This window comes from Streptomyces sp. CA-288835, assembly GCF_050936385.1.
GTDB lineage: Bacteria > Actinomycetota > Actinomycetes > Streptomycetales > Streptomycetaceae > Streptomyces.
On sequence record NZ_JBNJMW010000001.1, the window covers coordinates 6753079 to 6774642 of the forward strand.

13 protein-coding genes and 1 tRNA gene are annotated in these 21564 nt (G+C 69.9%); 10 read left to right on the plus strand and 4 right to left on the minus strand.

Annotated elements, in window-relative coordinates:
- Window positions 1-133 precede the first annotated feature (133 nt).
- The 3 genes from ACQEVY_RS30680 (at window position 134) to ACQEVY_RS30690 (ending at window position 5774) form a co-directional block, all read left to right on the plus strand.
- The gene (locus tag ACQEVY_RS30680; RefSeq protein WP_432952614.1) at window positions 134-865 is read left to right on the plus strand and encodes a type VII secretion system-associated protein; all 732 of its coding nucleotides are present in this window, start codon (window positions 134-136) and stop codon (window positions 863-865) included.
- A gap of 530 nt (window positions 866-1395) precedes the next feature.
- On the plus strand, window positions 1396-4212 hold the full coding sequence (locus ACQEVY_RS30685; RefSeq protein ID WP_432952615.1) for a response regulator: 2817 nt from the start codon (window positions 1396-1398) through the stop codon (window positions 4210-4212).
- A gap of 50 nt (window positions 4213-4262) precedes the next feature.
- A complete protein-coding gene (locus ACQEVY_RS30690; RefSeq protein WP_432952616.1) occupies window positions 4263-5774 on the plus strand; it encodes a diguanylate cyclase domain-containing protein in 1512 nt (503 codons plus the stop codon).
- A gap of 89 nt (window positions 5775-5863) precedes the next feature.
- Here the strand turns inward: ACQEVY_RS30690 and ACQEVY_RS30695 are convergent, their stop codons facing one another.
- A complete protein-coding gene (locus ACQEVY_RS30695; RefSeq protein ID WP_432952617.1) occupies window positions 5864-8611 on the minus strand; it encodes a GH59 galactosidase in 2748 nt (915 codons plus the stop codon).
- Between the two features lie 312 nt (window positions 8612-8923).
- On the opposite strand from ACQEVY_RS30695, the gene ACQEVY_RS30700 reads away from it, so the two are divergent.
- The 3 genes from ACQEVY_RS30700 to ACQEVY_RS30710 all read left to right on the plus strand — a co-directional run bounded on the left by ACQEVY_RS30700 (window position 8924) and on the right by ACQEVY_RS30710 (window position 13026).
- Entirely contained in the window at window positions 8924-9454 is a 531-nt protein-coding gene (locus ACQEVY_RS30700; protein ID WP_432952618.1) for a hypothetical protein, read from the plus strand.
- A 283-nt stretch (window positions 9455-9737) separates the two neighbouring features.
- Window positions 9738-11324 (plus strand): S8 family serine peptidase, encoded by a 1587-nt coding sequence (locus tag ACQEVY_RS30705; protein ID WP_432952619.1) that lies wholly within the window; start codon window positions 9738-9740, stop codon window positions 11322-11324.
- A gap of 412 nt (window positions 11325-11736) precedes the next feature.
- Window positions 11737-13026: a vanadium-dependent haloperoxidase gene (locus ACQEVY_RS30710; RefSeq protein WP_432952620.1), complete on the plus strand. Its 1290-nt coding sequence runs from the start codon at window positions 11737-11739 to the stop codon at window positions 13024-13026.
- Between the two features lie 209 nt (window positions 13027-13235).
- Here ACQEVY_RS30710 and ACQEVY_RS30715 read toward each other — a convergent pair.
- Window positions 13236-13311, minus strand: a tRNA-Arg gene (locus ACQEVY_RS30715).
- Window positions 13312-13621: 310 nt separating this feature from the next.
- On the opposite strand from ACQEVY_RS30715, the gene ACQEVY_RS30720 reads away from it, so the two are divergent.
- From ACQEVY_RS30720 to ACQEVY_RS30735, 4 genes are all read left to right on the plus strand, one after another.
- Entirely contained in the window at window positions 13622-15229 is a 1608-nt protein-coding gene (locus tag ACQEVY_RS30720; protein WP_432952621.1) for a dynamin family protein, read from the plus strand.
- A gap of 5 nt (window positions 15230-15234) precedes the next feature.
- Window positions 15235-17202 (plus strand): YfjP family GTPase, encoded by a 1968-nt coding sequence (locus tag ACQEVY_RS30725; RefSeq protein WP_432955481.1) that lies wholly within the window; start codon window positions 15235-15237, stop codon window positions 17200-17202.
- A gap of 156 nt (window positions 17203-17358) precedes the next feature.
- Window positions 17359-17829, plus strand: coding sequence for a single-stranded DNA-binding protein (locus tag ACQEVY_RS30730; RefSeq protein ID WP_432952622.1), 471 nt, complete (start codon window positions 17359-17361; stop codon window positions 17827-17829).
- Between the two features lie 354 nt (window positions 17830-18183).
- Window positions 18184-19593, plus strand: a complete 1410-nt coding sequence (locus tag ACQEVY_RS30735) for a Cys-Gln thioester bond-forming surface protein (RefSeq protein ID WP_432952623.1) — start codon at window positions 18184-18186, stop codon at window positions 19591-19593.
- Window positions 19594-19682: 89 nt separating this feature from the next.
- Here the strand turns inward: ACQEVY_RS30735 and ACQEVY_RS30740 are convergent, their stop codons facing one another.
- A complete protein-coding gene (locus ACQEVY_RS30740) occupies window positions 19683-20204 on the minus strand; it encodes an AMIN-like domain-containing (lipo)protein (protein WP_432955482.1) in 522 nt (173 codons plus the stop codon).
- 192 nt (window positions 20205-20396) lie between these two features.
- Window positions 20397-21380, minus strand: a complete 984-nt coding sequence (locus ACQEVY_RS30745; protein WP_432952624.1) for a S1C family serine protease — start codon at window positions 21378-21380, stop codon at window positions 20397-20399.
- Window positions 21381-21564: the final 184 nt, after the last annotated feature.

Below are 21564 nucleotides of genomic sequence, written 5' to 3' on the forward strand. Positions count from 1 at the left end.
AAAATCCCTACCACACAAGGAAGTTGACGAGGCATCCGGAGAAGCTGACGGCTGGTCTCCCGGTCGCCTCCTCTCCAGTTGCAGTCCGTAGAGTCGCGGCCTCCGCCGACTCCGTCTGATGGCCGAAGGTCACATGAGCGAGAACCAGAAGCAGAAGCGACCCGCAACGCCGGCCGACCCGGCACCGAGTGAACACATGCCCGTTCCTCCGCAGGAACTCGTCGAGGCGGCCCGACTCGCGCCCGACCACTGGATCAGCATGGTCGACCCCGGCTGGTCCGGCGAGGGCGTGCCGCCGGACTGGGCGGTGGCCGGGCGCTGGCGGTCCGGACCGGCCGGCGAGATCGAGGAGTGGGAGGACAACGAGGCGTACCGCCCCTCCCCGGAGGCCCTCGGCTGGCCCGCGCCCGCCGACGACGTCGACGCAGCCTTCCAGCTCGCCGTCACCGGCTACGGACCCGCCGAGGACGCGGTGCGCGCCCTGGCAGCCGCCGAGGTCGCGGTGCTGACCCTGCCCGACGGGCTGCCGGTCACGGCCGTCGCGTCGGACGGCACGCCCGTGGTCCCGGTCTACACCTCCTCGCCATATCTCGACGCCGCCGGTGGCTTCGCCTTCGAAGTCGTCGCCGTACCCGACCTCCTGGGCCGGCTGCCGGACGGGTACGCGCTGTACGTCAACCCGTCCGGCCCAGCGGGCACGGTGCTGGCCACCGGTCAACTGGAGGAGGCGACGGCACTCGGCCGCGGCACGAGCGCGACCGGGGCCGACGGCGACATCCACATCGGCACGCACGGCGACGCAGGACCGTACGGCGACGCGGAAACGACTGGCACGGAGGCGGAAGCCGAGCCGGTGACGTCGTAGCGACTGCCGCGCCCCACGGCCCGAACGTCGCTACGGGCACTGCCGGCGTCGTCGCCATGGCAGGGCTCCCCCCCCCGCGCGGGGAGGGGGGACCGGCCCGCTGCTGGGCACGGCCGGCCCGGCGGCCGACAACCTGCTCGGAGCCGGGGCCCGGGGAGAGGCTGTTGCGCGAAAAGGTGACACCTCAGGGGTCGAGTGTCACATTCGCGCGCAACAGCCTCCCCACCCCCCGGGCCAGCCCAACCGGCGGCAGCCGGACGCGCTCGCGAAGTCGGAGCGGCACGTACCGCACTGATACGCGGTCAGGTCACCAGGCCTCGGCGGTGGGCGCGGGCCCGATTTGCGATCTTCGGTGGTTCATCCTTCGCTGGAAGGGTCCGTTGGTATCCGGAGGGGATCGCGTGATCTCCGTCATCAGCCGTGGCCCGTGAGAACGCGGGCGGCGTCGCGCATACGGGCCGGCCTGTGGACGTCTGCTCGGAAGTCCCGGGCCCGCCGTGCGGTCGGGCATCACATGTGGAGGCGGACGTATGCAGCAACCCACAGACCCGTCGAGGCAGTACGCGGCCGACGACGAGGAACGGTTCCGGCTGCTGGCGAAGAACTCTCCGGACATGGTCTTCCGGCGGACGCTCGACGGTTTCTTCGAGGAGGTGTCCGCCGCGGGGCAGGTCCTGCTCGGCCGGCCCGTCGAGGACATCGTGGGGACATCAGTGGAGTCCTGGGTGCACCCGGGCGACGTGGACGACTTCGAGGGAGCGGAGCGCGACCTGCACCGCGACGGGCGGGTGGTGGTGTGTCTGCGGCTGCGGCGCGCCGACGGGCACTGGCTGTGGACGGAGACCACGTCCTGGGTCGTAGGGGACGCGGCGGGCAAGCCCCTCGAGGTACGCGGCTTCATCCGCGAGGCGGAGGGACAGCGGCGCCGGGAGGAAGCGCTGCGGCTGCTGCAGGAGCAGGCGCGCTCGGTCATCGAGACCGCCCGGGACGCCTTCGTCTCCATCGACGAGGAGGGCCTGGTCATCGACTGGAACCAGGCCGCGGAAAGGCTGTTCGGGTTCAGCCACCGCGAGGCGATGGGCCGCCCGCTGACGGAGACGATCATCCCCGAGCGCTACCGCGCCCTGCACACCGCCGGCCTACAGCGGGTGCTGGCCGGCGGGGAGACACATGTGCTGGGCCGCCGGATCGAACTCGCGGCGCTGCACCGGGACGGCCACGAGATACCGGTCGAACTGGAGGTGTGGCGGCTGAAGTCGGCGAAGGCGCGCTGCTTCAACGCCTTCGTCCGCGACATCGGCGAGCGCAAGCAGGCCGAAGCCGCCCTGGCGGAGGCCCGCGACCAGGCGATCGCCGCGTCCCAGGCGAAGTCCCAGTTCGTCGCCTCGATGAGCCATGAGATCCGTACGCCCATGAACGGCGTCCTCGGGCTCAGCAGCCTGCTGTTGGACACCCCACTGGACGCCGAGCAGCGTCGTTACGCGGAGGGCATTCAGGCCGCGGGCTCGGCACTGCTGTCACTGATCAACGACATCCTGGACTTCTCCAAGCTGGAGGCCGGCCGGCTCGAACTGGACGAGGTCGCCTTCAGCCCCCAGACGCTGGTGGAGGAGGTCACCACGCTCGTGGCGCAGACCCCCCAGGCCCAGGGTCTTGAACTGCTCAGCGACTGCGATCCCGACCTGCCCGTGATCGTGCTCGGGGACGCCGGGCGGCTGCGGCAGATCCTGCTCAACCTGGCATCCAACGCGGTGAAGTTCACCGAGTCCGGCGAGGTCGTCCTGCGTGTCTGCCCGGCCGCCGACCGGGCCTCCGCGGCGAGCACGCCGTGGCTGCGCTTCGAGGTGTCCGACACCGGGATCGGTATCGCCGAGGCCGACCAGGAGCGCATGTTCGACGCGTTCTCCCAGGCGGACGCCTCCACCACCCGCCGCTACGGAGGCACCGGTCTCGGGCTGGCCATCTGCCGCAGGCTCACCGAGGCGATGGGCGGCACCATCGGCGTGACCAGCCGGCTCGGACAGGGCAGCACGTTCTACTTCACCGTGCCGGCCCGGACACCTGACACGCCCCAGCAACCCGCGGCGCCTGTCAAGCCCGTCGTGCTGCGCGGGCTGCGGGTGCTGGTCGTCGACGACAACGACACCAACCGGCTGATCCTCGACACCCAGCTGCGCAGATGGCACATGCAGCCGACCGCCGTCGCGGGCGGCCCGCAGGCCCTGGTGGCCCTGCACGAGGCGGCAGCCGCGGGCCGCCCCTTCGACCTGGCACTGCTGGACATGCATATGCCCGACATGGACGGCCTGGAACTCGCCCGCCGGATCACCACCGACCGGACCCTCTCCCGCGTACGGCTGCTGATGCTCAGCTCCAGCGCACCCCTGCCCGCCGCCGAACTGACCGCGGCCGGTATCGCGAAGAGTCTGCCCAAGCCTGTCTCGCAGTCGCAGCTCGTGGACGCTCTGGTCGAACTCATGAGCCAGAAGCCGTCGGTGGCCGTTTCCACCCAGGCGCTGGCTCAGGCACCGGCACGGGCTCCGACCCCTTCCGCGCCCCCGCGGCCCGACCGCGGCCATCTGCTGCTGGTGGAGGACAACGAGATCAACCAGATGGTGGCGCAGGGCATGCTCACCGGCCTCGGCTACAGCGTCGACATCGCCGCCGACGGCGTCCAGGCACTGCAACTGACCGAGGCGCACGCGAAACCTCGCTATCAGGCCGTACTGATGGACTGTCAGATGCCCCGGATGGACGGCTACAGCGCCACCCGGGAGCTGCGCCGCCGGGAACGCGGCAGCGGCCGTCACCTGCCGGTGATCGCCATGACGGCCAGCGCCATGGCCGAGGACCGGGAACGCTGTCTGGCCGCGGGCATGGACGACTACATCGCCAAACCCGTCAGCCCCGACGAGCTGGAACGAGCTCTCGCCCGCTGGGTACACCCCACCGGCCCACAGGAGGACAGCGACGACCTGCGCGTCTCCATCGAAGAGCGGCTGAACGAACTACGGGGCGCCGGCACCCCCGCCGAGCACGAACTGGTCAACCGTCTTGTGGACCACTTCCTCGTCCGGGCACCCGAGATGACCAGCGCCCTCTTCCACGCCCTTGACCGCCACGACATCTCGGAGACCGCCGAGCAGGCCCACAGCCTCAAAGGCGCCGCCGGCAACATGGGAGCCCGTAGCCTCGCCGCCTGCTGCGGGGAGCTGGAGGAGCAGGCCCGGGCCGGCGACCCCGCCCCCCTGGCCCAGATTGCACCCCGGCTCCAGGACGAGCTGGACCGCGCCTGCCGCATCCTCGAGGCCCTCCGCTCCCAGCCTCCGGGCAACGGAGGCGAATGATGCTCCATCACCGCTCTCCGGCTCCCGACGGCGGCAGGGAGGGAGGAACCGTGGACAAGCTGCACGCCTGGCTGCCCTCCCGCCGCGAGGCGGTGGCCTGGGCGTATGTGACAGCAGGGGTGGCGGTGATCGTCACCTTCCTGGTCACCTCCTCCTCGGTGCGCTATCTGCTGCCCGTGCTGGTGTCCGCCTCGGTCGTGCCCGCGATCGCCGTGGGCGTGGTCAGGAACAAGCCGGCGTCTCGCCTTCCGTGGTGGCTGTTCGCCGCGGGGATGGCACCGTTCGCGGCGGCGGACACGATCTGGGGTCTGTACCAGGTCCGCGGCGACGAAGTCCCGTTCCCGGGCGTGGCCGACATGCTCTACCTGGGCAGCTACCTGTTGTTCACCGCGGGCCTGGTGGCGCTGGCCCGGCGGGAGGCGGGCCGTCTGCACTGGGCGGGCCTGCTGGACGCGGGCATCGTCACGCTCGGGTTCGCCACCCTGTTCTGGGCGTTCATCTTCGCCCCGTACCTGCGCAGCGAGCTGTCCGCATGGCCGCTCGCGGTCTCCATCGCCTATCCCGCCACCGACCTGATGCTGCTGTCCGTGGCCGCGCGGCTGATGTTCACCACCGGCTCGCGCTCACCGTCGTTCCTGCTGTGCCTCGGATGGCTGGTCGTCCTGCTGGCCGCCGACGGCCTCTATTACGGGACGCAGGCGACGACCGGGACCGCGATCGCGGAGGACGTGTCCGAGGTGGGATGGATGCTCTCCGTCCTCCTGCTGGGGGCCGCGGCACTGCACTCCTCCCTCGCCCGGCCCGCACTCGCGGCGGCAGCCCAGGAGAGGATGCCGCGGCGAAGACTGTCGATCCTGATCGCGCTCATCCTGATGGGCCCACTCATCGTGCTGGCCAACGTCGGCGGCATCCGGGACCAGCCCGTGGACGTCACCGTGATCGTGGGCATGATGGCGGCCTTGTCACTGCTGCTGCTGTTGCGCGTCGCGTTCCTGGCCCAGTTCGCCCAGAGCCGGGCCATCGCCCTCGCCGCCTCACTCCGGGAACAGTCGGTGCTCCAGGAACAGCTCAGCCATCAGGCGACCCACGACCCGTTGACGGGTCTGGCCAACCGGGCGCTGCTGAACGAGCGCCTGGAGTCCGTACTCGGCCGGTGTTCCGACGATTGCGGCGCCGGACTGGTGATGCTCGATCTCGACGGCTTCAAGGAGGTCAACGACACGCTGGGACACCCGGTGGGCGACGAGCTGCTGGTCGGCGTCGCACACCGGCTGGCGGGCCGGGTCCGCGACCAGGACCTCGTGGCCAGGCTCGGCGGCGACGAGTTCGCCCTCCTCGTGGAAGGCGTCGACGAGCGCACCCTGCACGACTACACGACGCGGCTCCTGGACGCCTTCACCGACCCGTTCATCCTCGCCCACGGCCATCCGGTCCAGGTGACCACGAGCATCGGAGCCCGCAGCATCACCAAGCCGACGGCGCCCACGGAGGCGCTGCGGGACGCCGACACGGCCTTGTACCGAGCCAAGACGGCGGGCAAGAACCAGGCCGCTTTCTACTGAGGACCTCCGGCAGGGGCGCCGACGACCACGGACGCGGTACAGGCGCGCCCGTGGTCGTCGGTGAACGTGACGATCTCGCTGCCGTATCTCTACGGCCGGCCCTCACCGGTAACGACGTGGAACGCGTCGAGAACGAGCTTCCCGGACTTCAGGACGAACTTCGCCGTGTGCTTGCCGTCGGGCAGGCCGCGGAGCTTGTACGTCGCGAGGCGCTTGTCGACGGCGGAGGTCTTCGCGTCCACCGCGACCGGCTTGCCGTCGACGTAGACATCCAGAACGGCGCTGCCGTCGTTGCCGCCGATGACATCGATCCCCGTACCGGTGAACGGGACGCTGAAGGACGCGCCAGCAGCCGTGCTCGTCGACGTCGACCGGTACCAGTCCATCGCGTCGCCGAGTGAGGCCTTCCGGCTCCAGGCGCCGTCGTACGCGACCGAACCGTCCATGTTGTCGATCTGGGTGCCGGTGTAGGGCGTGTACCCGTCGATCTTCTCGACCTTCAGGTTGTCGAAGCCCGTCTTGTAGAAGTCGCTGCCGAGCTTGACGCGGCCCTGGGTCTGCGGCGTCGGATCCTCGTACGTGGCGACGGCTTCCCCGTCGACGAAGGCCGTGACCGTCGCGCCCTTCGCCTCTAGGGCGAGACGGTACGTGCCGGACGCGGCGACCGTTCCCGACTTGATCGCGGTGCCGTACTCGTAGAACGTCCAGCTGCCGTCCGGGCGGATACGCACGTTGTAGGCGGCGTCGCTGATCGCCATGCCCTTCTGCTGGCGGACGCCCAGGGAGGCGAGCCCGCCCGCCGGGTCCGGGAAGGAGACGTCGACCGTGGCCTTGTAGCTCTCCCAGCGGAAGTCGCCGACCGTGGTGTTCGGCGTGTGCCGGTTCCAGGCGTGGGTGTCCTTCATGGACTGGTCCATGTACTGGTACAGCACGTTGTCGCCGCCCGCGTTCTTCCCGACTTCCCAGGCGCCGGTCTGGTCGACCATGTAGCGCGGCTGGTTGCCACGGGACGGCAGGTAGGGCTGGGACACCTTGTGCGCGCCGTCGGCCGCACCGACCCGGACCCTGCCCTCCTCCTCGTAGCCGAAGTCGTCGGCGTACAGAACGTCGTCGCGGGTGTTGTGCTTCTTGCCCGTGGCGTCGGTGTCGAGCACCGTACGGTCCCCGGACTTGGGCAGACGTTGCTTCGTCGCCTTGTCGCGGCTCTTGTCCAGCGTCGTCAGGGTCACGATCGACCGCGGCTTGACCGTGTAGGTGTAGGAGCCGTCGCCGCCGGGCCGGATCTGGTCGGCGAGGTGCTTGAAGTTCGCGTCGTAGGCCTGTCCCGCGTCCGCCGCGCGGGTCTCCCAGACCTCCATGGTCGGGTCCGAGCCGAGCCGCATGTTCTCGGCCTTGACGCGGTAAGTCTTGGGCTGGTCACTGTCGTTGACCACGACCGTCGAGAAGTCCTTCTTACGGGGATCCGCGAGCGTCATATAACTCGGGGCACCGTTCGACCCGTCGACGTTCTCGGTGCCGCTCACCCCGCTGTAACTGGCCTCCGGAACGGTGCGCCAAATACCCGCCGTGTTCGTGTCGTTCTCCCAGCCGGTCTTCGCGAACTGCGTGAAGTGCTGCATCACATAGAGCGCCGCGTCGTAATGGAGATAGCCCGACCATGGATCGCGGGCGCTGACGAGTTCCTTGTGGCTGTACTGGGCGCCCTCGTAGAAGGAGCCGATCGCCGGCTGGAAGATGTAGTGCGTCCGCTTGGAGTTGGCGTAGCTCTTGACGGACCGGTTCGCGAGATCGAGGGCGCTTTGGACGCCGCCGATTCCGGTGCTCGCGCCATTGGGGCCTTCGGTGTTGTTGACGCGGTATTCGGTGTAGCCGAAGGAGCCGACGCCCTCGCTGTACCAGACTTCCTTGTCCTGGCCGTATGTGTTCTCACCGGTCGCCAGCTTCGTGTACGGCCGGTACGTGGCGCTGTCGGGGGTGCCGTCCAGCCGGTCGTCGGTGGTGTAGTGGTAGCCCACCGCGTCGACCATGCCGAAGAGTTCGGCGTCCGTGAGCAGGGCGGGGCCGATGTTCTTCGTGGTGTTCTCGTCCGATGCCGTGATCTTGATGTCGCGGTACGCCTTGGCGGCCTCCTTCTGCTGCCGGGGCGTCAGTCCGTAACGCGGGTCGGCGAATTCCGCGTCGTTCACCAGCGCGTTCTTGTACCACTTGATGAAGGAGATGTCGGGGGTGCGCGTCTCGTTCTTGTCCGGGTTGACGTAGTCGACGATGTATCCGTACTTCTCGTACGCGTCGAGGATCGTCTCCTTGTACCACTTGTACATCTCGTCGGTGCCGGTGCCCTTGTCCCATTCGTTCTGGACCCATTCGGGCATTTCCCAGCGGAGAATCGAGACCTTGAGGTTCCGGTTGACTGTCTTGGCGTCGGCGGCCAGTTGGAAGCCGGGGGAGCGCGAGGAGTCGGCGAGTTCGTCCGGCGTACGCATCGTCGCCGGATCCGAACCGGTCGACGTGTTCGTGTCCGTCCCCATCTCGATCTTGACGTGGTTGATCAGCGGATTCTTCCCGCCGAAAAGAACCTTGATGAGCTGCCAGTACCGATCGGGCTGCTGGGCCTTGTAGTCCATCAGCAGATTGGTCGTGCTGTTGCAGCTGAGCACGCCAAGTCCCTTGTAGGTCAAGCCGTTCACGTTCTCGGCGCGAACATCGTTCCCGTCGACTATGACCTCGACGGGGTCCTCCGCGGTGTGCGCGGCAGGGGCATTGACCACTCCGGCCGCCAGCGCCATGGCGGCAGCCGCGGCAACCGACCCCCACCCGAACCGTCTCTGCGTGCCCATCCGGCCTCGACTCCCGCCAGGGTTCGACATTTCGAACATTGTTCGCTTCGCCGGAGGAACCGTAGGAGGCAAGCGCTTTCCCCGTCAATGCCCGTGCCGAGACTGCTTCTTGGGCTTCCTGTGTCGGGTGAGGGGGGCCGGCGCCTCGGTCCGCTCGCTCGGCGGAGCCGTAGCCACGGACGGAGGGTGAGGCCGGAGGCTTCCGATTGCCGCTCTGTCGGCGTGCCCTTAGTTTCGGGGCGTCGGGATATCCCGATAAGGCCGATATGACACTTATGTCGGTCTCCCTCGGTAGTGGTGAAAGGAGCATTCATGTCGGTGATGACCGGTACTCAACCCCAACAGCAGTACGGCACGCAGTTCGGCGCTCAGCAGCAGGGCGGCCCGCAGCAGATCACCCAGCTGGTTCAGCAGACCATCCAGCAGGCGTGTCAGCAGACGGCCCAGCAGGTCGCGCAGCAGGTGCAGCAGACGTTCCAGCAGATCCAGCAGCTTCAGCAGCAGCTGCAGCAGCGGCCGGAGCTCGCTCAGCAGGCGCACCCGTACCTGGCGCTCGCGCTGCACCGCTCGCTGGCTGGGGCGGTCCGCCACGCCGTAGAGCAGTCCGTGCAGCAGGCGCTGCCGAACACGATCGTGGCCCTGCTCACGCAGAGCCAGCAGGGTCAGCAGGGCATGCAGGGCCAGGGCATGCAGGGCCAGCAGCAGTGGGGCGGCGGCTTCGGCCAGCAGTCCCCGCAGCAGTGGGGCGGCGGCTTCGGTCAGCAGTCCCCGCAGTACCAGCAGTACCAGCAGCAGCCCGGCTTCGGCTTCGGCCAGATGGGCCAGCCGTTCGGTATCGGCTGACGAGTAGGGCAGCGTGACGCGGTGTGCCCGGAGCAGCAGATTCCGGGCACACCGCATCACCTTGAACGGGCGAGCTGTCCCGTTGCCGGTCAGGAGCACGAGTTACGACGTAGGCGTGGTGAAGGTGGACGTAATGGCTAAGGAAAGGCCCGGAAACAGCGGCGCGAGCGGGGCCGAGGGTGGTGCGGGGGCCGAAGGACCGGACCCGGAGGGCAGTCAGGCGGAGCCGGGTGGGAAGGCCGCACGGGCATCGCGCCCGGTGCAATCGCGCCGGGAGCGATACATGGTGACGCCGCTGCCGCGGCACCTGCTGCCCCCAGGAATTCCCGAACTCAGCATGGACCAGGTGTGCGACCAACTGGAGCGGATGCCCGAGGTCGAGGTGACCCGCAGGCTCCGGCCTTCGGAGAAACTGCAGTCGGCCGGGATGCATCCCTCCTGCCCGGAGATCGCGGTCGTCGAGGCGCCCGAGCCTCAGTTGCCGGCGATGCGGACTCTGCACGTACATATCGAGCCGGACCTGCCGCTGTCCGCGGCCACACCCGCCACCGCGCCGGCCGCCGGGATCCCGCTGCGCGATCCGGGGCTGGTCATGCCCCTGGACGAACCCGTCGAGATCGCGCTGCGCGTCTGCGGCCCGGAGGGCGAACCGCTGGCCGGCGCGGGCGTGTTCGTGATCGGTTCGTCATGGCCCGCTCAGGGCGTCACCGCGGCCGACGGGACGGTCACCGTCACGCTGCCTACGGAGACCGTCCAGTCCATTCAGTCCCTGTACGTCCGCCCCGTGGGTGGCTACACCGACCGCTGGATCACTCGTCCGGACCTGTCGGCGACCGAGCAGAACCTCGTCACGCTCACGCCGCTGGCGAAGGCGTACCCGGGGCTGGAGGAGCGGCAGCAGTACGGCTGGGGCCAGCAGGCCATGCGGCTGGACCAGCTGCCTCCCACGTTCCGCGCCTTCGGGGTCAAGGTCGGGGTGATCGGTTCGGGTGTCGCCAGCGAGCATCCGGACCTGAAGCAGCGGGTGCGCTCCGGGATCGATCTCGTCCGCGGTACGGAGGAAGGCTGGGCCTACGACCCGGTCGGCACCGGCACCCACGCGGCGGGCGTCATCGCCGGGGCGGACACCGGCAAGGGCGTCATCGGCACCGCGGTCGACGCCGAGATCGAGGTCTGCCAGGTGCTGCCCGGCGGCTGCTTCAGCGACCTGATCGCCGCTCTGGACCACTGCATCGAACGCGACGTCGACATCGCGCACATCGCCGTGGCGACGCCGTACCCCTCGGCGCTGGTCTCCCGCAAACTGGCCGACGCCAACGCGGCGGGGATCGCCTGCGTCGCCCCGGCGGGTGACACGGGCGGCCCGGTCTGCTTCCCCGCCTCGCTACCCACCGTGTTCACCGTGGGTGCGCTGGGGGTCTTCGGCTCCTTCCCGCCGGACACCTCCCAGGCCACGCACGCGGGCCCGCAGCTGACGCCGGAAGGGCTGTTCGCCGCGCCGTTCAGCTGTTACGGCCCCGGGGTCGACGCGGCTGCCCCCGGCGTGGCGGTGCTCTCGTGCTCGCCGGAGGGCGGATACACGGCCCTCGACGGCACCGGTACGGCCTCGGCCCACGTCGTCGGTCTCGCCGCCCTCGTCCTCGCTCACCACGAGGACTTCCACGGCCAGTTGCTGCCGCGCGGACCCGGCCGGGTGCGGCACCTCTTCGAGATCATCGCCGCCAGCTGCCGCCCACTGGCCGCCCCGGGCACCATGGACGCCGCCCGCATCGGACGGGGCCTCCCCGACGCCCTCACCGCCCTCGGCCTGGCGCCCGGCGTACAGCTGGCCCCGGCCCTGTCTCCCTACGTCCCGACCACGACCGGGTAGGCCCGCCCGCTAGGCCCACCCTCACTCGGCCGTAGGACCGGTCGATGACGATCAACACCGGGATGCGCGATCAACATGGTCGCGCATCCCGCTCGTACGGTGGTCAGCACCGACAGCATCTGTACGGCCCTACAGCCGCCCTGAGCTGGTTCTTTCTGGCACCGTCGCGGTGCCGCGGGTTCGTCGGCGCCGTCGTAGGGATGGTTCTCGGTGGCCGCTCCGAGCGAAACACGGCGCGGTGCGTCTGTGAGGGAGTGCTCCCGGCCGGAGCGCCCGCGCATTCGTCGCCGAGGTGACGGACATCCGGGTGTGAACCCCACTCGGATTGTCGATGATTGTCGATGTAACGACAAATCAGACCCCCTGCCTCTAGGCTCTGACAATCTGTCACCGACAAGCCCGTGGGGGTCTCGTGACACAACGCCCGCTCGCCGGATCATTCAGAGGGTTACGCCGTATCGCGGTCCTCACCGCACTCGCCCTGACCGTCCCACTGACGGCCACCGCCGCCGAGGCACACAGCGGCGTGGCGGCCGCCCCGGGCAATCCCGTCATCGCCTGGAACATCCACGCCCAGACCGCCATCTACGACACCGCCAAGCAGTCGCCCACCACCAGCACCCGCAGCTTCGCCATCGTGCAGGGCGCCGTGTACGACGCGGTCAACGCTGTCGCCGGCCGTCCGTACGAGCCCCTGGTCAGCGCGCCCCGCAGCCGCCCCGGGGACTCCACCGCCGCGGCGGTCGCCGCGGCCGCCCACGACACGCTGCTGTGGCTCTTCCCGGGGCAGGCCGAGTCGCTGAACGCCCGGTACGACGAGGCGCTGGCCGCGATCCCCGACGGCCGCGCCGAGGACGGCGGGGTGGCCGTCGGCAGGGCCGCCGCCGCGGCGATGACCGAGAGCCGCCGTGACGACGGCTTCGACCCCACCGCGCCGTGGACCGTCGGCACCGAGCCGGGCGAATACCGGCTCACCCCGCCCGGCTACGTCAACGTCGGCGCTTGGGTGCCGAACCTGAAGCCGTTCGTCGTCCCCGACGCCGGCACCTACCGGGTCAAGCCCCCGCCGGCCCTGACCGGCGCCGCCTGGGCCCGCGACCTGAACGAGGCCAAGAGCCTCGGCGCGGCCACCAGCACCGTCCGCACCGAGGACCAGACCGAGGCGGCGATCTGGTGGGACGACCCCCGGATGGTCGAATGGTCGATCACCCGGCAACTCGCCGACGCGCACCGCCTCAGCAGCCTCCGGACGGCCCGGCTGCTCGCCATGGTGTACGTGGCCTCCGCCGACACCCTGATCGCCTGCTACAAGGCCAAGGCGCACTGGAACTTCTGGCGCCCAGTGACGGCCATTCCGCTCGCCGGCACCGACGGCAACGCGGCCACCGATCCCGACCCGGACTGGACGCCGCTGCGGGTCACCGCCCCGTCGCCGGAGTACCCGTCGGGCCACGCCTGCTTCACCACGGCGGTCATGACGGTCCTGGGGTCGTTCTTCGGCCGTGACGACCTCACGTTCGCGGCGTACAGCCCCGCCTCCGGCACGACCCGCCACTACGACAGCCTTCAGGCGGCGACAGCCGAACTCCTGGAGGCGCGCATCTGGGCCGGCGTGCATTACCGCTTCGCCTCCGAGCACGGGCACCGGCTCGGGCTGGCGGTCACCCGCGACGTCCTGAACCGCGCCTTCCATCGGCGCTGACGCGGCCGTCCCTTACGACACTGAGCATCCAACGGAGTTCCTCGTGCGACAGAAGGATCTTGGTCGATCTCCTGCCCATGGGCAACTCCGTTGTCGCGTGGGACTTTCGCCGGACAACCACCCAAATCGGGGCAGAGAAACCTGGACGCCGGCGGAGGAAGCCGGGCACGCGGTCAAGGTGCCCTGACCTGCGATAACTCAGAGCAGTGTGGCGCCCCCGGCAGGACTCGAACCTGCGGCCAAGCGCTTAGAAGGCGCCTGCTCTATCCACTGAGCTACGGGGGCCAGGTGTGGTGGCCTGGGGCACTGATGCCCGGTGTGGGCGGATCCGTGACCTTGTCGGGGACAAGGATAGGGCTCCCTTGCCCTGGTCCCCGGTGCTTCGCCTCCGTGGCTCGATGTGGAGGTTCGGTGAAGCGGTCCTGATAATCGCAGGCAGGTACGAATCGTGCATCGCTTTTGGCGTCTCGCGACCCTGGTGTTGTGCACTCGTTATGCCTGCGCCCCAGTCGTCCCTTCCGCCCCGTGTGTCCGATCGGCGCGCAGATGTAGTCATATGCTTCAGAAAGCCTCCAAAATTGGGCATTCTTCGCATGTGGTGACCTTGGACGTACGGCCTCAGCTGCTCGACGCACTTTCCGCCCTGCGCGACCGTGTCGCCGCCGCACGCTTCCCGCTGCCCCTGGCGGGGGCCCCACGCGCGCGTGCCAATCGCGACGAACTGCTCGCACAACTCGACGACTACTTGGTGCCCCGGTTGAGGGAACCCGAAGCGCCATTGCTGGCCGTCGTGGGGGGATCCACCGGAGCCGGAAAGTCGACACTCGTCAACTCCCTTGTGGGCCGTCGTGTCAGCGAGGCTGGAGTGCTGCGGCCCACGACCCGCACTCCGGTGCTGGTGTGCCACCCGGAGGACCACCACTGGTTCAGCGGGATGCGCGTACTGCCCGACCTCACACGCGTATGGAGGCGGCCACCGGACCCCAAGGGCGACCTCCTGCAGCCGGACGGTCCACGCGCGCGTGTGCTGCGTATCGAAACCGCCGACACCCTCCCGCGCGGGCTCGCCCTCCTCGACGCGCCCGACGTCGACTCCCTGGTGGCCGACAATCGCGTCCTCGCCGCCGAGCTGATCTGCGCCGCCGACGTATGGATCATGGTCACCACGGCCGCGCGGTACGCCGACGCCGTGCCCTGGCATCTGCTGCGTACCGCCAAGGAACATGACGCCACCCTCGTCACCGTTCTCGACCGCGTCCCGCACCAGGTGGTCTCCGAGGTCTCGCGGCAGTACGGCGCCCTGCTCACCAAGGCCGGACTCGGCGACGTGCCCCGCTTCACCGTGCCCGAGCTGCCCGAGTCCGCGTGGGGCGGGGGGCTGCTTCCGGCCACCGCCGTGGCGCCGCTACGGACCTGGCTCGTCCATCAGGTGCAGGACCCCGGAGCCAGGCACCAGGTGATGGCCCGTACGGCGTACGGAGTGCTCGACTCGCTGAAGGCGCGGATGCCCGAACTGGCCAGTGCCTCGGCCGCGCAGTACGCCGCCGCCCTGCGGCTCACCGCGGCCGTCGACGGGGCGTACAACAGCGAGCACGCGCGCGTGCGGGGTCGTCTGCAGGCCGGAGCGGTGCTCGCCGGCGACGCGTTGAAGCGATGGCGCAGCTACCCGCTGGACTGCACCGCCGGCGAACTGCTCGACGCGCTGGTGGAGAGCCTGGCCGCCCTGTTGCTGTGTGCCGTCGCCGCCGCCGACGAGCGCATCGACGAGGCCTGGCGCCGCGAACCCGCCGCGAAAGCCCCCGGCCTGATGAACCGGGACCCGGGCCCGGAAGACGCCGAGCACCGGATCGGGCTGGCCGTACGGCGCTGGCGGCGGGTCGTCGAGGAGTACGCCGAGGACGAGGTGCGCCACCTCGACAAGAGCATCGCGCCCGACGCCGAGGTGGTGGCCGCGCTGGTCGCCACCTCGCTGCTGGGCGGTCGCCGGGCGCGGTCCGCGGGCGAGAACCTCGCCGAGCGGATCGGCGCACACGGCGCTCTGCGGCTGCGCGACCGGGTCGGGCGACTGCTCACCGACTACCTCGACAAGACGCTGCACGCCGAACGAGAGCGGCGGCTCGCCCCGCTCGACGCCCTCGACGTACGCCCGGAACCCCAGTCCGAACTCATCGCCGCGCTGTCCGTACTGCAGAAGGAGAGGTGACCACGGTGACCGCCGCCACGGATCACAGGGATCACTCCGACCACCCCGGAGACGACGAGGGGCACGGGGGCGAGGGACAAGGGAACGAGGGGCATGGGGACGGGGGGAACAGGGACGGGGCGCACAGGGACGGTGGGCACGCGCGCGTGGACGATGCCGAGGAAACCGCCCTCCTGGAGATCGTGAATTCCACGGACGTCGACATGGAGGCGGGCACAGACCCAGGCGCAGACACCGACACAGACACCGGCGCAGACTCCGAAGGCTTCTGGGACGACGGGCTGATCGCACGGCGCGTGTCCGCGGCAGACGAGGCGCAAGGGCACGGACAGGTCGTACGGGAGCCGGTCGCGGAGCCCTGGACGCCTCCTGTGACTCCTCTCTCGTACGACAGGACGCTACGGTCCCGTCTCGACGCACTGCGTGAACTGGTCGGCCTGTCCCGGACCAGGCTCGACAGCAAGACGCTCGCCGAGGCAGGGCGGGTCCTCGACGCGGCGGCGGCCCGGCGCAGGCTCTCCGGGCAGCACACCGTCGTCGCCATCGCCGGGGCCACCGGAAGCGGCAAGTCGCAGCTCTTCAACGCGCTGGCCGGAGTGGCCATTTCGGAGACCGGCGTACGCAGGCCGACCACCGCCGCGCCCATCGCGTGCAGTTGGAGCGACGGCGCCGCGACGCTCATCGACCGGCTCGGCATCCCGGGGCGGCTGCGGCGGCGCCCGTTGCAGAGCCCCGAGGCCGAGGCACAGCTGCGCGGGCTCGTCCTTGTCGACCTGCCCGACCACGACTCCGCGGCCGTCCAGCACCGCGAGCAGGTCGACCGCATCCTGGGGCTCGTCGACGCGGTCATCTGGGTCGTCGACCCGGAGAAGTACGCCGACGCCGTGCTCCATGAGCGCTATCTGCGGCCTATGGCGGGCCACGCGGAGGTCACCTTCGTAGTGCTCAATCAGATCGACCGGCTCCCCGGGGAGGCGGCCGATCTGGTCCTCGACGACCTCAGACGACTGCTCGACGAGGACGGGATCGCGCTCGGCGAATACGGCGAACCGGGCGCGAACGTGCTTGCCGTGTCCGCCCTCACCGGCAAGGGCATCGGCGAACTCCGCGAGGCGCTCGGCCACTTCGTGGCGGAGCGGGGCGCCGCGGCCCGCCGGATCTCCGCCGATCTGGACTCGGCGGCAGCTCGGCTGTGGCCCGTCTACGCGAACGGGCAGTGGGCCGGGCTCAGCGAGGAGGCGCGCGACGAGTTCGCCGACCGGCTCGCGGACGCGGTCGGCGCCACGGCCGCCGGAGAGGCCGCCGAGCGCGCCTGCCGCCGCCACGCCAACCGCGCCTGCGGTACGCCCTGGCTCCGGCTGTGGCGCTGGTACCAGGACCTGCGCGAACCGCCGACCGGGCGTCAGGCCGTACGGACGTACGCCGAGGAGGAGGCCACCGCGCGCCAGCGGGTGGAGCAGGCGGTGCGTACGGTGGCCGAGCAGGCGTCCGGCGGACTGCCGGGTCCCTGGGCGCAGGCGGTGCGAGAGGCGGCCGTACGAGGGTCGCAGGGGCTGCCCGAGGCGCTGGACGAGCTGGCGGCAGCGGCCGGGAGTCCCGCCGGTCGACCGCCGCGGCCCGGCTGGTGGCCGCTGGCCGTGCTGGCGCAGGCGTCCATGACGATCCTTCAAGTCATCGGCGGGCTCTGGCTGTTGGGTCAGGTCATCGGATTCATGTCACCGAACCTCGGGGTGCCGGTGCTGCTGATGGTGATCGGCATCGTCGGCGGGCCGGGCATCGAGTGGGCCTGCAAGCTGGCGGTACGCGGGCCGGCGCGACGGTACGGGGACGAGGCGGAACGGCGATTGCGGGAGGCGGCAGCGGCCTGCGGCAGGGCGCGGGTGCTGGATCCGGTGGCGGCGGAGCTGCTGCGATATCGGGAGGTACGAGAGCAATACGTGCGGGTCACGGGGGTCGGAACCACGATCGGGTGACGGAGTTGTCCACAACCGGGCGGTAGCCCACAGCTCTCAGCGGGCTCGGGCCGGCGGAGGCAATCTGGGACCGCGGCGATCACAGCACGATCGCCGCGACAGACGCAGCCGTACGGGACGGGCCCGTCGGCGTGTGGACACGGGAGGGTTTCGGCCATGAATGAGATGACGGTTTGTGCGGTGGGGAACGTCGCAACGCAGCCGGTGTACCGGGATACGGCGGCGGGGGCGTCGGCGCGGTTCCGGCTCGCGGTGACACAGCGGTACTGGGACCGCGAGAAGAACGCGTGGACGGACGGGCATACGAACTTCTTCACGGTATGGGTCAAGCGGTCGCTCGCGACCAATGTGCAGGCGTCCGTGACGCTGGGCGATCCGGTCGTCGTCCAGGGCAGGTTGAAGGTCCGTACCGATCAACGCGACGGCAAGGCATGGACGTACGCCGATATCGAGGCGACCGCGGTCGGCCATGATCTGTCGCGCGGTACCGCGGCGTTCCGGCGGGCGAACAAGGGGGAGTTGGCATCGGCCGCGCCACCCCGGCCGGAGCCCAGTTGGGAGACGGAGCCGGGAGGCCAGCCGGGCGTCGCAGCCCAACAGCAGGCGGAGCCAGCCTTGGTGACGTGACGTCCGGCGTCGGTCTCGCCAAGTGGCGCGGGGTGACACGGGGTGAGGCGGGGTGACACGGGGTGGGGCAGGCGCCGGCACCGGCCGTCGGCTTCGCCGATTGATCTGCGCCGATCGAAGTGCGGCTTATCAGCGAGTGTGTCCCGAACAATCCGTCGTGGATTTGTCGACAACCCCGACTCGGATGCGATCTTGGCGATAACAATTCCGAGTCGGATCGGTTATCGGATGGGATGCCTGGGGAGCGTGGTGCGCCTCGTACCTAGGATGCCGGGCATAGCTCTCGAGGCTTCTGATTTTGCTGGTGGGACCGTAACCCCCCACGTCAACAGGTCCTGCTCGAAAGGGAATTCTGTGCTTGCTTCGTTCTCTGCGTTGTCCGTACGCGGGCGAGGTGCTGCCCGCCTCGCGGCGGCGACGCTGATGTCCGGGCTTGTCGTGGTGAGCGCGATGACCACGGCGGGTACGGCCGTCGCTGCCGCCGACGAGGTCCCGCAGAGCCGGGGCGGCGCGACCGCCACCGTCGGCGGTCTGAAGACGTCCGGGCTCGCCGTCATCCACGACAACGGCGAGGACAGGCAGGTGCCCGCGGGGCTGTTCGAGATGTCCGTCGACAACGGCGGCACTCTGCAGACCTACTGCGTCGACATGGACCACCCGACGCAGATGTCCGCCAAGTACCAGGAGACGCCCTGGAGCGGTACGGCGCTGAGCGGCAACCCGGACGCGGGCAAGATCCGTTGGATCCTGCAGAACTCCTACCCGCAGGTGAACGACCTCTCGGCGCTGGCCGAGCGGGCCGGCGCCAGTGGTCTCACCGAGGAGGACGCGGCCGTCGGGACGCAGGTGGCGATCTGGCGGTACTCGGACGGTGCCGACGTGGACGCGGTGAACCCGAAGGCGGAAAAGCTCGCCGACTACCTGCACAAGAGCGCGCGGAACGTCGCGGAGCCCGAGGCCTCGCTGACCCTGGGGTCGCCGGAGGTCTCCGGGCGTGCCGGTGAGCTGCTCGGCCCCGTCACGGTCCACACCGACGCGGAGAGCGTGCGGGTGACGCCGCCCACCGACGCGACGAGCGGGGTGAAGGTCGTCGACAAGGAAGGTCGGGCCGTCACCTCCGCGACCCACGGCAGTCAGCTGTTCTTCGACGTGCCCGAGGGTGCCGCGGACGGCTCGGCCGCGCTGACGGTGCAGGGCTCGACCACGGTGCCGGTCGGCCGGGCCTTCGCCTCCGAGAACAGAAGCCAGACGCAGATCCTCGCGGGCTCCAGCGAGTCGACGGTCTCCGCGACGGCGACCGCGAACTGGGCCGAGAAGGGCGCGATACCCGCGCTGTCGGCCGAGAAGAACTGCGACAAGGGAGCCGTGGACATCACGGCGGCCAACGCGGGTGACGAGCCGTTCACCTTCGAGCTGATGGGGGCCGAGCACACCATCGAGGCGGGCGCGTCGCAGACCGTGACGATTCCGCTCCAGGAGGACCAGGCGTACGACTTCACGATCAGAGGGCCGAACGGCTACGAGAAGCGGTTCAAGGGCGTCCTCGACTGCCAGACGCAGAGCAGCAGCGCGGGCGGTGAGACCACACAGACGCTGAGCGAACCGAGCCCGGCCACGGTCGGCGGCACCTCCACCGGTGGCACCGACCTCGCCGAGACCGGCGGCTCCAGCGCCACCCCGATGATGGTCGAGATCGCGATCGGCCTGCTCGCGATCGGCAGCACCGCGCTGCTCCTCGTCCACAAGAAGAAGCCTCAGGGCTGAGTGACGCGTGACTGAATGCCTCCTGGTGCCTCGGGGCCGAGCGATGAATGACCGCACCTTGTCAACTGCACAGTGAGGGACCGTATGCGTCAGCGGCACCGGTTGGGGTGACTGATGTCGACGACGAAGCGCTCCGGGGAGTGCAGCTTGAAGGTCTTGTACGTGGGCTTGGTGTGGAACGCGGCTCCGAACGAGACCGTGCCCTCGAAGTCGCCGGTCAGGGCGAGGCCCTTGAGTTTGGGCAGGTGGACATTCAGGAGCTTGGGGCCCCGGTAGACCGACCGGCCGGCATCGTTGTGCGCGGCGGCGGGGGAGAGCTTGATCTCCAGGAAGTGCTTGCCGGCGAGCGGGACCTTGGCTCCGGTTCCGTCGTAGCGCAGCTCCCTGACCGGTTTCACGGTGACCGGGGGCATGGTGCCCCGGACGTCGATGACGATCCGGTCGAACGAACAGTGCCCGCCCCAGCGGGCGTTGACGACGAGTGCGATTGCGGGGGCCTGCCGGGGCGCCTCGGCCTGTGCGGAAGTGGAGGCGGAAGCGGAGGCAGGGGCGGAGGCCGAAGCGGGAATCGTGGTGCCGACTGCGGCCGTGAGAAGGATGCCTGCGGCCATGGCCGCGCGGGATGGATGGTGTTGCATGACGCCCCCGATTTCTCCTGGTGAGGGGCAGTGATTTCACTATGTGTGACATCCGGACGAGCCGTACGGTTGCATCACTTGTGGTGCGATTCGCTGGATTTTCCGGACTCGGACTTCCGGGCCTGGATATCCGGGGCGGGATTTCCGGACGTAACACCGGACTGATCAGTCCTCCGCGGCCAGCTCCGCCGGTATCGCGATGACGTCCACGAGGGCGTCGCCGCGCAGCGCGGTCAGGGGGAGTGGCTGTCCGATGGCGTCCTCGAGCATCAGCCGCTGCAGGGTCTGTGCGCTGCTGACCGGCTCGTCGTGAGCGGTGAGCAGCAGGTCGCCGGTGCGCAGTCCGGCGCGGGCGGCGGGCGAGGCGGGTACGACCTCGATGATGCGCAGGCCGGTGCGCTGGTCCAACCGCGCCTGAAGCGGGGGCGGCAGTGGTGCGGGCGTACCGGCGAGGCCGAGGTAGGCGCGGCGGACCCGGCCGTCGGCGAGCAGGGCGGCGACGATCCGCCGGCTGGTGTCGTTCACCGGGATCGCGAGGCCGAGGCCTATCTCGGCGATGGCGGTGTTGATGCCGACGACCCTGCCGTCGGCGGTGGCGAGGGCGCCGCCCGAACTGCCGGGATAGAGAGCGGCGTCGGTCTGGACGACATCGTCGATGACACGCGTCGCGGAGCCGGTGCTCGCCGGCAGCGACCGACCCAGGGCGCTGACGACGCCCGCGGTGACGCTGCCGGCCAGACCGAGCGGGTTGCCGACCGCGACCACCAGCTGACCCACGCGCAGTGCGTTGGCCTCGCCGAGCCGGGCCGGCGGCGGGGTCGGTCCGTCGGCGCGGACCACTGCGAGGTCGGACAGTGGGTCGGCGCCGATGACATGGAAGGGAGTGGTCGTACCGTCGGCGAAGGAGGCCGTACCGGCGTCGGAGTGCCCGACGACATGGGCGTTGGTGAGCAGGAAACCGTCGTCCGTGAACACCACCGCGGAGCCGGTGCCCATCACGAAGCGCCCTCTGTAGCGCCGGTGCGCCACGTTCAGGGCCGCCACCTTCGGAGTGAGCTCGGCGGCGACCGAGACGACAACCTGGGAGTACGTGTCGAGCGCGGCCTGCTCCCCGCGGGAGCGGTCGGGCTCGGAGACTGTCTCGGCCACGAGTCGACCCTTTCGGCTTGCCCAAGGTTCGAATTACATAATTACAACCTTGCGCGTGCTAGTGGGCCGGACTTCGCTGTGGGCGGAGCGGACGGCGATGTGGCTGGTGGTGTGGCCGTGGACGTGAGCCTGAGACTGCCCAGCCGCAGCCGCAGCCGCAGCCGCAGCCCCGACGAAGTCGCCC